Genomic DNA, 14128 nt, shown 5'->3' on the forward strand with positions numbered 1-14128 from the left:
CGAGGTGCGGTTGTCGTACCGGCTCACCCGCCGCCACGGGCGTGTTCACGCCGGCGAAGCCGCAGTCCCGCCTGTACGGGGTCGAGCACGGCGGGGCACCCGCGTACATCGACGGCAGTCGCTGCGAGTGAAACCGTGGGTACACCCGGAACGCACCTCGTCGGCGCGCTGTACGTGGCCGTCGCTCTGCGTGAACTCCGTGGGACGCGACCGGGCCCACGTCTCGCCTACTGCGGGAGCGACCGCTTCGACCGCGCGGTGAGAACGCGGCGGGTAGTCGGAATCGTCGACGTGGAGGGCCAGGTCACGCCCCGTCGGCGACGTCCTCCGGGTTCGACCCGTACCGTGCCGGCACCCACCGCTGGTCGTCGATGGGCGGCCGGTCGTACGTGGACTCGGTCGTCCGCTCCGGCAGGTCCATCGGCTCCGGCACGTAGTCCTCGTACTCGAACTGGTCGAGCAGGTGGCTGATGCAGTTCAGCCGGGCGTGGCGCTTCACGTCCGCGTGGACGACGTGCCACGGGGCCTCGTCGACGTCGGTGTGTTCGAACATCTCGTCTTTCGCGCGGGAGTACTCGGCCCACCGGTCGCGGGCCTCGACGTCCATCGGGCTGAGCTTCCAGCGCCGCTTGGGGTCCTCGTTGCGCTTGCGAAAGCGCCGTTCCTGCACCTCGTCGCTGATGGAGAACCAGTACTTGACGAGGACCGTTCCCGAACGGACGAGCATCCGCTCGAACTCCGGACAGGAGCGCAGGAACTCCTCGTACTCCTCGTCGGTACAGAACCCCATCACCCGCTCGACGCCCGCCCGGTTGTACCAGCTCCGGTCGAACAGCGTCATCTCGCCGGCGGTCGGGAGCTGTTCGACGTACCGCTGGAAGTACCACTGTCCCTGCTCGCGCTCGGTCGGTTTCCCGAGCGCGACGATGCGGACGACCCGCGGGTTCAGCCGGCGGGTGATGCGCTTGATGACGCCCCCTTTCCCGGCCGCGTCGCGCCCCTCGAACACGACACAGACCTGCAGGCCCTCCTCCTGCACCCAGTGCTGGAGCTTCACGAGTTCCTCCTGCAGGCGGTTCAGCTCCCGCTTGTAGTGTTTCTTCTTCAGTACGCCGTCCTCGTCGTACCAGCCGTCGGGGTGGTCGGGTGTCATCGGGTGGTCTCCGACCCGACCACGCATCGTGCGGTAATAGATAACGTGGGTGGTGCCGGCGTGCTCGGACGCGACCCCGTGGAGTCGGTGACTGGGCGGCCGTCAGCGGGACTCGTCGGCGCCCCGGCCACGACCGTCGTGTGAGTGTGACCGGCTCGTCGCAGCCCAGTCCGCGTCTCCCTCGAGCACCTCGGGACCGCGACGCGCCCGCTTCGAGAGGTGGGTCGACCCGTACACGAGCACGACGCCGAGGGCGAACGCCAGGAGGACCGCGCCGGACGTGACCTCCGCGAGGAAGGTCAGCCAGGGGTCCGGAACGCCGCCGGGTGCGAGCGCCGCCTGGTCCGCGGGGTGAAAGACCCCCATCGCGTTGATGCCGGCGTGGAAGACGGCCACCGCGAGGACGCTCCCGCCGGTGCCGTTGTACATCCACGTCCAGAGGACCGACCCGGCGAGGATGGTCACGAACCAGACGACCTGCTGGGAGAGGGGCCACCCGCCGTGGGTGGTGTTCGCGTTGAGGAACAGCGGGAGGTGCCAGCCGGCCCACGCCACCCCGACCGCGAGGCTGGAGGCGAGCGCGCTGTGTCGCTCCTGGAGCACCGGAAGCATGAACCCGCGCCAGCCGAGTTCCTCCTGTCCGCCACCCCAGACGGTGCCCCACACCAGCACGAAGAGGTAGACCCCGACGAAGGGCAACGAACCCACGTCGACGGGGCCGCCCGCCAGCGCGTACAGACCGCTCCCGACGACGAGGACGGCCGGGGGGAGCAGGAGCGCGAGCGCCCACCACCGGAGTCCGATGCGCCACCGGAAGGCCTGGGACACCCACGCGCGGAGGTCGCCGCCGCCCGCCCACACGACGACGGCGGCGCCGACCGGCGGGCCGAAAGCGCCGAGACCAACCAGAATCGACAGCGTCCAGGAGGCTTGCAGGTTCGAGAGTGCGAGCGCGGCCTGTATCGTCCACGTGAACGCGTACGTGACGAGGAGGAAGCTCGCGAGGCGGTGCCGGGAAATCCACGGTCGGACGGATAGGGTCATGGTCGTGATTGGGGGTTGCGGTGGGGTTCGGGTCGACTGGGTCGATTCGGTCGACGAGTAGGTTCAGGCGGCCGTCGTCGCTCGGGCGCGGTCGCCGACCCGTCGCTCGGCCCACGGCCAGACGGTCGCCAGCAGGACGACGAGGGCGATGGCGGTGAGGATGCCGATGGTCGGCGAGCCGAACACCATCGTCGGCGTGTTGACGAACGCGTGGAGGCCGACCGCGACGAACAGGTTGCCCGTTCGGACGTAGAGGGTCGCGAGCAGGACGCCCATGACGAACACCATCACGAGGCTGCCCGGAACCGCGGCCGGTTGGTACTCGACGAGTCGGCTCGGGACGTGAACCAACACGAACGCCGATTGGGAGACGAGGACTGCGACGACGAGCAGTTGCCGTGGCGTCAGCGTCGGGACGTATCGAGCGAGTTTGTGCCGAACCTGGTCGAGGAGGAAGGCACGGAAGACGACCTCCTCGTACAGCGCGTTGCCGAACAGTTGCGCGACCAGCAGGCCGACGACCGCGAGAGCGTTCGCCGCCGCCCAGTACCCGTTCACCACGACCGGCCCGCCCTGAATCAGCAGGGAGACGACGCCGACGGCCTGCATGGTGAGCCACGCCCCGACCGTGACGACGACGCCGACCCGGAGGTCCTCGCGGGTGAGGCTCAGGTCGGCGAATCGGAGTCCGCCGAGCCAGCCGACGAGACCGACGACGATGACGAGCAGCAACGCCAGGTTCAGGACGAGCGTGAGTTGGACGAGGCCGCCCGTGGCGGCCGCGAGTGCGGCGCCCAGCGCGAACAGCGGACCCCACCGAACGGAGACGGCGTACCAGATGGCGGTGTAGAGCACGGTCACGGCGAGCAGGACGGCCGCGACGAGCCACCAGGAGGCCTCCTGGCCGGTTCGGTGGTCGAGACGGGGCACAGTCGGGGTCGAACCGGGGACCCCGCCTCGCTCGGCATCTCGGTTCGAACTGATGGATGGCGATGTCATCGTACTGTCCTCCTCGTCCGTACAGACGACTGGACGGGCGATACCGACAGCTCTCGTTCCCATCCGGTGGAAATCGTGACAGGACGGGACACACACGGGCGAACTGACCACCCGAACCGACGCCGCCTCCTCCGCCTAAGCCAGACTCTTTCTCGCCGGGTTGGAACGGGCGCAGTCGATTATCCTCGCGGACGTCGAACCGACGGGTATGAACCGACACCGAGCCGGGGAGGCGGACCGATGACCGAGACCGCCGCGTCGTCCCGGCGATTCCCCGTCGTGGAGACCGTGAGCGACTACGTCAACCACGAGAACGTCGCTGTCCGGTTCGTCTCGCTGTGGACCGTACTGATGGCGCTGTTCGTCGCGACGTGGTACGCGAGCTACTACTTCCTCCCGGAGGGGCTGTTGCGATCGACGAACACGGCGACGCTATTGCCCGAATACGCGGGGTCTGTCTGGCGGGAGTTTCTGGCGATTATCGCCATCAACCTCGTGACGTGTCTGATCGTCGCCGCGGCGAACACGTTCCGGTCGGTCCGGACCCCGATGGGGTACGTCGTCGTCACCGTGATTTGGCTCCAGGGAGCGGTCGTCTGGGGGACGAACTCCCTGGCCATCGAGGCCGGGCGGCTGGCGCCCTCGCTGTCGGTCCTCCTCGGTCGGAGTGGCCTCTTCGAACTGACCGCGTACGTCGCCGTCGCGGTGGCGACCCGCGAACTCTACCTCTGGCACCAGCGGTCGGGACCCCGGTGGCGCGAGGAGTTCGAGAGAGTCCGTTCACCGCGTGACTGGCGACTCTCCCGGAACGAGTGGCTCGTCCTCCTGGGCGGCCTCCTGCTCTTGGCGGCGGCCAACTACCGGGAAGCCGTGATGATCAGCCAGGTCGTCGGATGAGCGTCCGTCGTCAGGTGTGAGACGCACCGCCGGCCCGTCGCGTGTGTACCCTAAGGTGAGACGGCGACGGTCGGCGAGGTCCAAAAAACGAGCCCGGTCGGTCTTACCGGGTGACTGCCCGCTCGTTCGTTTCGGTGCGTTCCCCGCGGAGGGACGCACCGAGGTAGCCGCCGGCGGCCCCGAGAGCGACGTTCCAGAGGAACAGCGCCGGCAGCAGGACGAACAGGACGATGACGAGTTCCAGCCCGCCGGGGACGCCGAACCCGCGGCCTGCAAAGCCGCCGAAGAACAGGAACCCGCCGAGCAACAGGACCAGCAGGAACGGGACGGCGGCGAGGAGCCCGGAGAGTGCTCCGACCTTCGCACCCTGCTTCGGGGGCTCTCGCTGGAGGTACCCCGCGACGGCCCCGCCGACGATGGGCGAGAACCCGGTGAACGAGAGGACGGTCGTTACCACGGCGCCGACGACGGCGTTGACGAGAGTGGATTTGTTCTCCATGGTAATGGATTCGTCTGTCGGGTCGAAAACGTCGCTTCAATTCTCGGCGGGTGAGAAAGGAGTTCGTCGAGTGTGACGCCTCGAACGTCGTCGACCCGTCGGCTCGAGTCGGAGAGTCGGGTTGGTGGGCGGCCGTCCAGGGACCGACGCCACCGAGCCGGAGCCGACGCCGGTCGGCGACCGCCCGGAGCGAGACTCAACGTTGAACACCCCCGAGCGTGAGACCCACGTGGAGACAGATGTCGACGAGCGTATCGAGGTGGGGACGGTGGTAGCGGACCAGTTCACCCAACTGTTCGGGACGGACCCCGTCGTCCACGGGTTCGTCGGCGGCCTCGTCATCGCCCTCTTGAACCTCCTCGGGGCGTCGCTGGTGTTCGTCTGGCGCGACCCCTCCGAGCGGGCGATGGACGGCGCGCTCGGCTTCGCCGCCGGGGTGATGCTCGCGGCGAGTTTCACGAGCCTCATCATCCCCGGCATCGAGACGTACTCGAACGGAAATCCGATTCCCGTGCTCGTCGGCATCGCCCTCGGCGCGCTCTTTCTGGACCGGGCGGACGTGCTCGTTCCTCACGCCCACTACCTCGTCTCGGGGCGCCGTCGTTCGGACGCCGCCAACCCGAGCGACGACCTCCCGGTGAGCGACGAACGGCTGGCCGGGGTCGTGCTGTTCGTCCTCGCCATCACGCTCCACAACATGCCGGAGGGGTTGGCCGTCGGCGTCGGCTTCGGCAGCGGCGACGTGGGAGCGGCGATTCCGCTGATGCTCGCCATCGGCATCCAGAACATCCCGGAGGGGCTCGCGGTGTCGGTCGCCGCTATCAACGCCGGCCTGGACAAGCGCTTCTACGCCGTGTTCGCCGGTGTCCGCTCGGGGGTCGTCGAGATTCCGCTCGCCGTCCTCGGTGCCTACGCCGTCCAGACAGTCTCGGTGCTGTTGCCCTACGCGATGGGCTTCGCCGCCGGCGCGATGCTCTTCGTCATCAGCGACGAAATCGTCCCCGAGACCCACACGAAGGGCCACGAGCGAATCGCCACGCTCGGGACGATTCTCGGCGCCATCGTGATGCTGTATCTGGACATCTCGCTCGGGTGAGCTGGAGGATGCTATGCGGAGGCGGACGACGGCGGTCGACGTGGACGACGGTCAGCTGTCCGTTCCGGCCCGCCCGCCGGAGAACGTCTCGTGGTGGTCGCCGACGTCGAGTTCGACGGCGACGTTCTCCGGGACGCGCCGTCGGTCGCTCGTCATCCGGAACAGGAGGGTGGTGATGACCCGGTCGTCGGAGTGCGGTTCGTCGTCGCGGACGGCGAGGACCACGGTGAGGTTGACGTCGCTCTCCTTGCAGTCGACGACCTCGAACCGCATCGAGGAGGTGAGCTGTCCGACCTGGACCAGCCCCAAATACGACTCCGCGAAGTCCGTCTCCTCGACGAACGCCCGGTCAGCATCGCCGGCCTGCTCCCAGTCGAAGTGCGAGGTCGCCTCGGCGTCCGCGACGAGGGCAGCGTAGTACGCCCGCTCGTTCTCGTCCTGCAGGCCCGGACCGAAGAGGGACCCGTCGTCGACTTCACGGGTCTCGTACGGTGGACCCCCGGACGAGGGGCCGTCGAGACAGCCGGCAAACGAACCGAGCCAAGCGGCGCCCACGACCGTGAGGACCGCCCGTCGGTCCAGCGGCAGCACCGGGGGTTCGGTCCGGTCATCGTCGAGAACGTGAGTTGGGGATGTGGGCACGATGATTCGTCACCATCGGCAAAAACGGCGTCACGGGGCAAGAGAGGAGTCCTCGATTTCCGGCCTTTGAGAACGGGGGGTCGATGGCGACGGTCGGGGCCGACCCGACCCGGAGCCTCTACGTACCTCCCTCACGGAGTGTCGTCCATATGTCGGTCGGGTCGTCGCGTCGTGACCGCAATCCCCGGGAACTCGTCCGCTTCTACCTCCTCGACCACCGGACGGCGCTGGGGAAGACCATCGACGTCGCACTCCTCGTCCTCAACCTCGTGTTCGTCGTCGTCTTCGTCGCCGAGACGTACCCGCTCTCCGCCCGGACCGAGACGCTCCTCTGGGACGCGGAGGTGGCCATCGCGGCGGTGTTCCTCGTCGAGTACGTGCTCAGGCTGTACGGGGCCGAGAGCCGGCTCGACGAGCTGTTCAACGGGTACACGCTGGTCGACCTGCTCGCGATTCTCCCCACGGTGGTGGTGTTCGCCCTGCCGTCGTCGGCCGTCGCGTACAACGTCGGTTTCCTGCGTGCGGTCCGGGTCGTTCGCGTCCTCCGGTTCTACCGGTTCACGCGCGACGCGGAGTTCTTCTTCGGCACCGTCTCGGACAACGCACTCCGGGCCTCAAAGCTCCTGTTGACCGTGCTGGTGCTCTTTTTCGTCTCCGCGGGGCTGTTCTACAGCGCCGAGCACGCCGCGAACCCCGGCGTCGACACGTTCGGCGACGCCTTCTACTACACCGTGGTGGCGCTGTCGACGGTCGGCTTCGGCGACATCACGCCGGTGACGGCCGCCGGGCGCTGGGTGACGGTGGCGACCATCCTCGCGGGCATCATCGTCGTCCCGTGGCAGGCGAGCAAAATCGTCCGCGAGTGGGCACACGCCGGAAAGGTCGACGTGACCTGCCCGGACTGCGGCTCTCACACCACGACCGGGACGCCTCCCACTGCAAGGCCTGCGGACACGTCATCTACCAGGAGTTCGACTCGCGGCAGTGAGCCGCCGTCACGTGGCGCACTCCGGGTCGGCCGGGAGCGTCGCGAAGACGAACTCCGTACTGCTCCCGAGCGGGTCGTCGGCCGTGGCCGTCCGGAGGTCGGTGAACCCCGCGGCCCGAAGTTGGTCCAACGTCGTCTCCCGACCCGGCGCGGAGAAGAACATCTCGCCGCCCATCCAGCCGCGGCGGACCGTCTCGAAGCGCCCGCTCGGGAGCGTCATCAGGAGCCGACCGTCGGGTCGGAGCACGCGGGCGAACTCCGCGTACACCGCCGGGTGGTCCGCGCGGGGGACGTGGAAGACGGCGTGGTAGGCCGTGACGGCGTCGACCGCGTCGGCCGCGAGCGGCATCGTCGTCATCTCCCCCTGGAGGAGTCGCGCCTCGGGCACCCGTTCGCGGGCCAGCGACAACCCCCGGCGGGAGAGGTCGAGCCCGACGCTGCCGGGCGGGAGGTTGGCGAGCGTCCGGGCGCCGTCCCCACAGCCAACGTCGAGGACGACCGGGTCGGACGGGAGTTCGGCGAGGAGGTCGTCGAGGAGCGCGGCGTCTGACCCCGTCGGGTCCCGGCGTTCGGCGTACGTCTCCGCGACCCGCTCCCAGGCCGCCTTGACTGCGCGTCGGTCCATGTGTCACGGTGGGTCCCGGCGGGCATAGCTCTCCGGTCCGACGGGGTCGGTGTGGTTTCCCTCGAAACTCACTGCGGCTCGGTCGGTCGCGAACAGCGCAGACAGAGCGTGCTGTCGGCGACCCAGTTGACGTCCGTCGAGCCGCAGTGCGGGCACCGGTGGTGGTCCGTCCCGTACTCGGTCGTCCCCCGCGGCGCCGCGAGGACGCCGTCGTCGACGACCCGGGCGAGGAGGCTCGGGAACCGCTGGCGTTTGTAGGTCGCTCGGCGGGCGAGGAAGGCGCCCGGCGCGGAGGGGTCGGGGCCGTGGAGGTCCTCCCAGGCGACGGCGATTTCGCCGTTCGCGGGGCCGCGAGCGACCTGTTTGATGGGCGCAGCGGCCGCCTCGAATAGCGGCGTCGTCGCCCAGCGTTGGGGGTCGTCGCCGTCGAGCGAGTCGGCGGCGTGCTCGTACGCCTCGGCCGCGGCGGCGTACGCCTCCTGGACCCCGTCGAGCCCTCCGACGACGCGGAAGTCGGCGACGAACTCCCGGAGACAGGCCCGCTGGACGGGGTGTTCGAGCGCGTGCCGGAGGTCGCGGGCGACGGCGACCCCCTCGACGCCCCGGTGAGTCGCGCGGGCGTCGCGGCCGGCGACTCGGTAGCAGACCGCGCTCACGACGAGGGCGCCGAGGCCGACCCCGACCCACCCCCGTTCGTCCGCGTCGAACGGCCCGACGTCCGCTCGGGGGGTCGCGAGCGTGGCCCACGCGGTCCGCGTGTACTCGTCGCCCGCCCGTTCGGGGTCGCGTCCCGCCAGCGCCTCGACCGCCGCGTTTCGGTGTTCGTCGGCCGTCTGGTGCACACCGTCCGGAGGACCCGGACGAACATCGACCTTCGCGTCCGCGGCGACGGCGTAGTCGAGCGCCGTCGTCGGCTCGCGTGCTGTCGCTCTGTGAGCCGGCGCGCCACATACATACGCGTCCGGCGGCTACTGACTGGCGATGACAGAGACCCACAGCGCGACGTTCGGCGGCGGCTGTTTCTGGTGTGTCGAGGCCGCCTTCGAGGAGCTGGGCGGCGTCGACTCCGTCACCTCGGGGTACGCCGGCGGCCACGTCGAGAACCCGAGCTACGAGGCGGTCTGCTCGGGCGACACCGGCCACGCGGAGGTCGTCCAAGTGGAGTACGACCCGGAGACTATCGGGTACGACGAACTGTTGGAGGTGTTCTTCGCCGTCCACGACCCGACCCAGCTGAACAAGCAGGGCCCCGACGTGGGGACGCAGTACCGCTCCATCGTGCTCTACCACGACGACGACCAGCGCCGGCAGGCCGAGGCCTACATCGAGGCGCTGGACGAGGAGTACGACGACGACGTGGTCACCGAACTCGAACCCCTGGAGACGTTCTACGAGGCCGAGGCGTACCACCAGAACTACTTCGAGAAGAACCCCGAAGACGCCTACTGTCAGTTCCACGCCCAACCGAAAGTCGAGAAGGTGCGCGAGAAGTTCGCGGCGAAGCTGAAGCAGGCGTAGGTCGCCTCTCGGGTCGAGGCGGCGGCGACGACCCCGCCGCCGACCCGGTCGACGGTCGAATCGGACGACTGGTCGACCTACTGCCCGATGAGCTCCGTGATGTACGGCTCCTCGCCGCCGGCGGTTCGGGCCCACACCAGCTCACCGAGCCCGCCAGCGTTGAACCATCGCCGGCTGGTGCGGTACGCGACGCGGTCGCCCTTCTCCGCCTCGATGCTCGGGTCCTCGGTCGTGAGCCGGAGGACGAGGTAGTAGGCGAGTTCGCCGTGTTCCGACGACATCTCCTCGGCGAGCCCGTCGCCGACGGTGAAGTTGCCCCGTTCGAACCGCCCGTCGTACGCGCTGTCGCTGGCCGTAATCGTCGTCTCGTTCATGCGGACGAGAGGCTCGTCGGCCCCGGCAGGGACTATCTCTTTCCCTTTCACCGTGCCTTTCACCGTCGGCCCGCTGGCAGTCGGTGACCGGCCCCCGGACGCGCCGCCACCGCCGCCGGCCCCCGTCGAATCGTTCCCCGCGTCGCCCGAGCCACCACCGCCCGTCCCGGTGCCTGCCTCGTCGCCCGTCGTCCCGTTCGCCCCGTCGCTCGCCGACCCACAGCCGGCCACCGCGACGGCCGCGCCGACGCCGGCGGCGCCTGCGATACGCTCGAGAATCGCTCGTCGTTTCGCCATTGACACCGAGGATACTGCGGGGTGACGTTTAGCTATGGAGCCGCTAAACGCCGACACCGCCGGTAAACCGGACCGAGAGCGAAAACTGTCGGCCGTTGACCCGGGACGGTGTCCGGTGGTCGGCGACTGTTTCGGGGACCGTCTCGTGTACCGTCTTCGACCTTCCGCCGTCCTGTCGGCCCCCGCCTCCGAGAGCCGCGGGTACGAAGCGACGACCGAGCGGGCGAGATAGAGGAGAGGAGATGTCGGGAACGACCCGGGGCGACGGTCGAAGAGGAGAGCGCACCCCGGGACGCCGGGGGGGTGTCGGGAGGTCCGGAATCGAAGGTGGGCCGGGCAGAGCCGGTCGGTCCGGTCTGGTCGGGTAGAGCCGGTCGGGTCTGGTCGCCCCGAATCACGTGGGCCCGGGAGCCGGATCGAATGCCGAGACCCGAACAGAATCGAATCGAACCGAACCGAATGTACGCCGAATTCGTACCGACTCAGTATCGCGAGGGGAGGTACGCCATCATGAGCAACAGGAGCGCCGCCGCCCCCGAGAGGATGACGATGCCCCAGAGCCCGTTCTTGCTCGTCGTGAACTGGTCTATCCGGTCGTTCTGACGCTGGAAGCTCTGGAAGTCCTGCGTAAGCAGCATCGTCTCGTTGTCGGGGAAGTGTGCGAGGTACGTCTCCTCGCCGATGGTCACGTTGGCGTCGTTCGACGCCTCGATGGTGTTGGTCTTCTCGGCGGTCCAGGTGAGCGTCGCCGAGCCGTTGGTCACGTTGGAGACGGTGGTCTGGTTGCTCTGGTACTCGAAGGAGTCACCCTCGGAGAACTGCTGGGTCTCGGGTTCGGGGAAGTACTCGCTCGCGGGGACGAGCGTGGCGTTGCCGCTCCCGTCCTCGATGACGACGAACTGGCTCCCGTTGCGCGTGACGAGCTGGTCGTCCGCCTGCGGGTCGTCCGCGAGGATGCGCGACTCGTTGATGTCCTCACGGAGCGTGAACGAGGAGACGTCGCTCGCGTTCTGGATGACGACCCGGTAGCTCGTGTTCTGCTCGCCGCGCACGAGCGTGCTGTTGTTCTGGAGCGTCGCCGAGTACTGGGCGGACTCGTTCACCCACGTAATCTGCCCGGCGCGCGTGACGCCGCCACCGCCGCCGCCACCGTGGCCACCGCCACCGCCGCCGCCGGACGAGGCGGAGATCTCCGAGACGGTGTACTGGCGGTCACCCACGCTGAAGGTGTCGTTCTGTTGGAGCGTCTGCTCCGGGTTCTCGAACTCCACGTGGGGCTGCTGTGCCGTCGCGATGAGCGAGTACGAGGCCGCGCCGACGAGGAGGAAGAACGCGGCGAAGACAGCCGCAGCGCGTCGTTGCATACGCGGGGTAAAGGTCACCCGCCGTATAACGGTTACTAACTGTAGGAGGGTCGCTCCGAACGGCCACGTCGTACCCGGGTCACCCCCTTCTCATCCCCGCCCCGGGAGCACCTCGACGAGGTAGACGACGAGACCGACGGCGACCACCCCGAGGAGGACGACCGCCACCTCCGCGTCGACCCCCGACACGGTGCCGACGACTGTCGACGCGGCCGCGGCGAGCCTCGCGACCGTCTCCCGGAGCGTCCGTCTGATGGCCGGACGCCACGGGAGCTGTACGTACGCCAGCGCGGCGACGGCGGCGACGACTGCGTAATCGAACGTGTCCAACTCCCTCATCGTGGTCGGTCTCCCAGGATACCCGTACCTCCCGAAGCGGTCGTATAGTTCTTGTCACCGGCGAGGACGGAGACCTCGGTCAAGTCGGCCGTCGCCTACGACGCGACCCGGCAGGTGTCGACGAACGAAGCGACGACTCCGAACTCGGTGAGAGAGACGGAGACGGTGTCGGCGCCGGCGTCGACGACGCCACCGTTGCCGACGGCGGTCCACGACCGCGCGCCGGCGTCGTACCGGTAGACGGTCAGGTCCGTCTCGGTGTCGTCACCCACCGCGTCGGCGTCGTAGTGGAGTGTCAGCGGCGAGAGGACCGACCGCTCGCTGAAGCCCGCGGTGGTGACGGCGCTCCCGACGAGCGTCTCACCGGCGGGCGCCGAGTGCGTCTCGTCGACCGTACCGGCAGCCCCCTACGTCCACTCGGACGAAGGAGACGGTCGCACCGCCGACGGTGAGTCGTTCGACGACGATCTCGGTCTCGTCGGGAGGCATCATCGAGGGGTCGGGGATGTCACCGCCGAGGAGGCAGGTGCCGTTCGCGACGGCACTCATCATCGCGACCGCGACGGCGAGCCAGGGGGGTGCGTACGTACACGCCACGTATCGACACCTCGTGAAATCTTGAACACAGTTGCGTCCGGGCGGGACCGTTCACCCGGCCGGACCTTCAGAATGAGTCGCGCTCGAAGTCGGCGACCACATCGTCGCGATACGCCGTGTCGTCACCGTCTGGAGGGTTCGAGGACCGAACTGGTTCCGAAGGTGCTCGTCAGTCGCGTCGAGTTCGACGTGAGTCCGATGTCTCCTCGACGTAGTCTCGCTCGAACAAGAGCCAAGGGCCGGATTTGAACCGGCGATGGGCGGCTCTGCAGGCCGCTGCGTTAGGCCGGACTCTGCCACCTTGGCGCACCAGCAGGTAGCGGGCTTGCGTTCATAAGCATAGCGGTCCTCGTCGCCGCGTCGTCCCCGGTACCCGACTGGAGACCACCCGGAGAACCGGGCCGAAGAATCGAGGGCCCGGAGGCACGAGTAGTCGTCATGGAGCGAGTGTCAGAGGGGACGGTCGTCCGTCACTGGCTCGCGCTGGAACGGGCGAAACACGACCGCGACCTCGACGGCCCGCCGCCGGACGACGTGAGCGACCGCGCGGCACTCGACGAGCTCCTGACGTTCAAGCCCGGTGCGGCCGCGTTCGTCTGGCGGGACGCACCCGTCGAGTGGTACCGGCTCGACCTGACACGCGAGGAGTTCGACGACCTGCACGTCGTCCCCGGCCCCGACGGACTCCTGTGGCGGGCGCTCGCCGCCGACGGAACAGTCCGTGGCTGTGCCGAGCGCATCGCCGACGGCGAGGCAGACCGCCTCCGCGCGGAGACCCGCGTCGACGTGCCGTACGTCTTGGAGCGTCGCCGCCTGCTCTCCGAGCGGGACGAGTTTCGGGAGCCGCTGGTGTTGTCGACTCGCCGTGGCTGTGTGCCGCGGTTCGTCGCCGACGGAAACCACCGAGCCGTCGCGCTCGCACTGGCGCTGCTCGACGGGCGACCGTACACCCCGCAGCCGGCATATCTCGGTGTCGGTGCCAACCCGGTTTTTCGACCGCTGACCGAACGACTCTGCGGGGTGGCCCGCTCGATTTCGTCGTTCGTCCGCTGACGGTGTCGATAGGCGGGGTCGTACGTGCAATTCGCGAGCGTCGCGGGGCGAGGTCGGCGAGTGGGTTCCGCCGACGACGCCGCTGTCGTCGCTCGCGAGGTGGGTTGCGAGCGCGGTCGCTCTTCGACGATGACCGGCGACACACGTGGCCGTCGCTCTCCGAATATGCAAAAAGCCACCGAGCCCTGCAGTGGCTCGGTGGCTTTTGTAGTATGAGTGGGGGACGGCGAAGCGGTGTTCCCAGAGGCTCGCGCACTCCAGTACTGGCCGAAACGCAGGCGGGCTTAACTTCCGTGTTCGGGATGGGTACGGGTGTTGCCCCGCCGCTCTGGCCGTCCTAACGCCAACTCACGGAATCGAACCGTGATGATACCAATGTTGGTGGTCCAAGGACCGTGTTGTACGTGCAATCCAGTTTACGCCTGAACTCGTTCCGTCGAATCCATCGCGTGGATTCCGATGAACACCCTGATGGGTGTATGAATGTGGCTTGGACTGTTAGTGCTCGCGGACTGAACGCCTCGTTGCCTCGGCGCGTACATCCCGAGTCTATCGAACTCGTCTTCTACGAGTGTCCTCGGTGGTACCTCTTTTTCAAGTGGGTTTCGAGCTTAGATGCGTTCAGCTCTTACCCCGTGTCACG

16 protein-coding genes, 1 tRNA gene, 2 rRNA genes and 1 pseudogene are annotated in these 14128 nt (G+C 68.4%); 5 read left to right on the forward strand and 15 right to left on the reverse strand.

What is annotated here, in order from left to right; all coding sequences use genetic code 11:
- Positions 1-304 precede the first annotated feature (304 nt).
- From ppk2 to N5095_RS17690, 3 genes are all read right to left on the reverse strand, one after another.
- Entirely contained in the window at positions 305-1153 is an 849-nt protein-coding gene (gene ppk2, locus N5095_RS17680; protein WP_267624455.1) for a polyphosphate kinase 2, read from the reverse strand.
- A gap of 102 nt (positions 1154-1255) precedes the next feature.
- Positions 1256-2197 (reverse strand): CPBP family intramembrane glutamic endopeptidase, encoded by a 942-nt coding sequence (locus tag N5095_RS17685; protein ID WP_267624456.1) that lies wholly within the window; start codon positions 2195-2197, stop codon positions 1256-1258.
- Positions 2198-2260: 63 nt separating this feature from the next.
- Positions 2261-3196 carry a CPBP family intramembrane glutamic endopeptidase gene (locus N5095_RS17690; RefSeq protein ID WP_267624457.1) on the reverse strand — a complete coding sequence of 312 codons (936 nt, stop codon included), beginning with the start codon at positions 3194-3196 and terminating at the stop codon, positions 2261-2263.
- 240 nt (positions 3197-3436) lie between these two features.
- Here N5095_RS17690 and N5095_RS17695 point away from each other — a divergent pair, with 240 nt between their 5' ends.
- Positions 3437-4093 (forward strand): hypothetical protein, encoded by a 657-nt coding sequence (locus N5095_RS17695; RefSeq protein WP_267624458.1) that lies wholly within the window; start codon positions 3437-3439, stop codon positions 4091-4093.
- Between the two features lie 103 nt (positions 4094-4196).
- Here N5095_RS17695 and N5095_RS17700 read toward each other — a convergent pair whose 3' ends face one another.
- Complete coding sequence (locus N5095_RS17700) at positions 4197-4592, reverse strand: DUF5518 domain-containing protein (RefSeq protein ID WP_267624459.1); 396 nt, start codon at positions 4590-4592, stop codon at positions 4197-4199.
- A gap of 268 nt (positions 4593-4860) precedes the next feature.
- Between N5095_RS17700 and N5095_RS17705 the strand changes: the two genes are divergently transcribed.
- A complete protein-coding gene (locus N5095_RS17705) occupies positions 4861-5688 on the forward strand; it encodes a ZIP family metal transporter (protein ID WP_390203459.1) in 828 nt (275 codons plus the stop codon).
- Positions 5689-5739: 51 nt separating this feature from the next.
- Here the strand turns inward: N5095_RS17705 and N5095_RS17710 are convergent, their stop codons facing one another.
- Positions 5740-6279 carry a hypothetical protein gene (locus N5095_RS17710; protein WP_267624460.1) on the reverse strand — a complete coding sequence of 180 codons (540 nt, stop codon included), beginning with the start codon at positions 6277-6279 and terminating at the stop codon, positions 5740-5742.
- 200 nt (positions 6280-6479) lie between these two features.
- Here N5095_RS17710 and N5095_RS17715 point away from each other — a divergent pair.
- Positions 6480-7318, forward strand: a pseudogene (locus tag N5095_RS17715) (potassium channel family protein).
- 7 nt (positions 7319-7325) lie between these two features.
- Here N5095_RS17715 and N5095_RS17720 read toward each other — a convergent pair.
- Both N5095_RS17720 and N5095_RS17725 read right to left on the reverse strand, forming a co-directional pair.
- Positions 7326-7943, reverse strand: coding sequence for a class I SAM-dependent methyltransferase (locus tag N5095_RS17720; RefSeq protein ID WP_267624461.1), 618 nt, complete (start codon positions 7941-7943; stop codon positions 7326-7328).
- Between the two features lie 68 nt (positions 7944-8011).
- A complete protein-coding gene (locus N5095_RS17725; protein WP_267624462.1) occupies positions 8012-8785 on the reverse strand; it encodes a hypothetical protein in 774 nt (257 codons plus the stop codon).
- A gap of 139 nt (positions 8786-8924) precedes the next feature.
- Here N5095_RS17725 and msrA point away from each other — a divergent pair, with 139 nt between their 5' ends.
- A complete protein-coding gene (gene msrA, locus N5095_RS17730) occupies positions 8925-9461 on the forward strand; it encodes a peptide-methionine (S)-S-oxide reductase MsrA (protein WP_267624463.1) in 537 nt (178 codons plus the stop codon).
- Between the two features lie 77 nt (positions 9462-9538).
- Here msrA and N5095_RS17735 read toward each other — a convergent pair whose 3' ends face one another.
- From N5095_RS17735 to N5095_RS17760, 6 genes are all read right to left on the reverse strand, one after another.
- Positions 9539-10132, reverse strand: coding sequence for a hypothetical protein (locus tag N5095_RS17735; RefSeq protein ID WP_267624464.1), 594 nt, complete (start codon positions 10130-10132; stop codon positions 9539-9541).
- A gap of 482 nt (positions 10133-10614) precedes the next feature.
- On the reverse strand, positions 10615-11496 hold the full coding sequence (locus N5095_RS17740; RefSeq protein WP_267624465.1) for a hypothetical protein: 882 nt from the start codon (positions 11494-11496) through the stop codon (positions 10615-10617).
- Positions 11497-11586: 90 nt separating this feature from the next.
- A complete protein-coding gene (locus N5095_RS17745; protein ID WP_267624466.1) occupies positions 11587-11835 on the reverse strand; it encodes a hypothetical protein in 249 nt (82 codons plus the stop codon).
- 95 nt (positions 11836-11930) lie between these two features.
- Positions 11931-12107, reverse strand: coding sequence for a hypothetical protein (locus N5095_RS17750; protein ID WP_267624467.1), 177 nt, complete (start codon positions 12105-12107; stop codon positions 11931-11933).
- Between the two features lie 88 nt (positions 12108-12195).
- A complete protein-coding gene (locus tag N5095_RS17755) occupies positions 12196-12432 on the reverse strand; it encodes a hypothetical protein (protein WP_267624468.1) in 237 nt (78 codons plus the stop codon).
- A gap of 230 nt (positions 12433-12662) precedes the next feature.
- Positions 12663-12738 (reverse strand) — tRNA-Cys (locus N5095_RS17760).
- A gap of 132 nt (positions 12739-12870) precedes the next feature.
- On the opposite strand from N5095_RS17760, the gene N5095_RS17765 reads away from it, so the two are divergent.
- Complete coding sequence (locus tag N5095_RS17765; RefSeq protein ID WP_267624469.1) at positions 12871-13485, forward strand: hypothetical protein; 615 nt, start codon at positions 12871-12873, stop codon at positions 13483-13485.
- A 218-nt stretch (positions 13486-13703) separates the two neighbouring features.
- Here N5095_RS17765 and rrf read toward each other — a convergent pair.
- Positions 13704-13825, reverse strand: a 5S ribosomal RNA gene (rrf, locus tag N5095_RS17770).
- A gap of 138 nt (positions 13826-13963) precedes the next feature.
- Positions 13964-14128: ribosomal RNA gene (locus tag N5095_RS17775) — 23S ribosomal RNA — on the reverse strand; the annotation flags it as partial.

The organism is Halobium salinum (genome assembly GCF_026586625.1).
Taxonomy (GTDB): Archaea; Halobacteriota; Halobacteria; order Halobacteriales; family Haloferacaceae; genus Halobium; species Halobium salinum.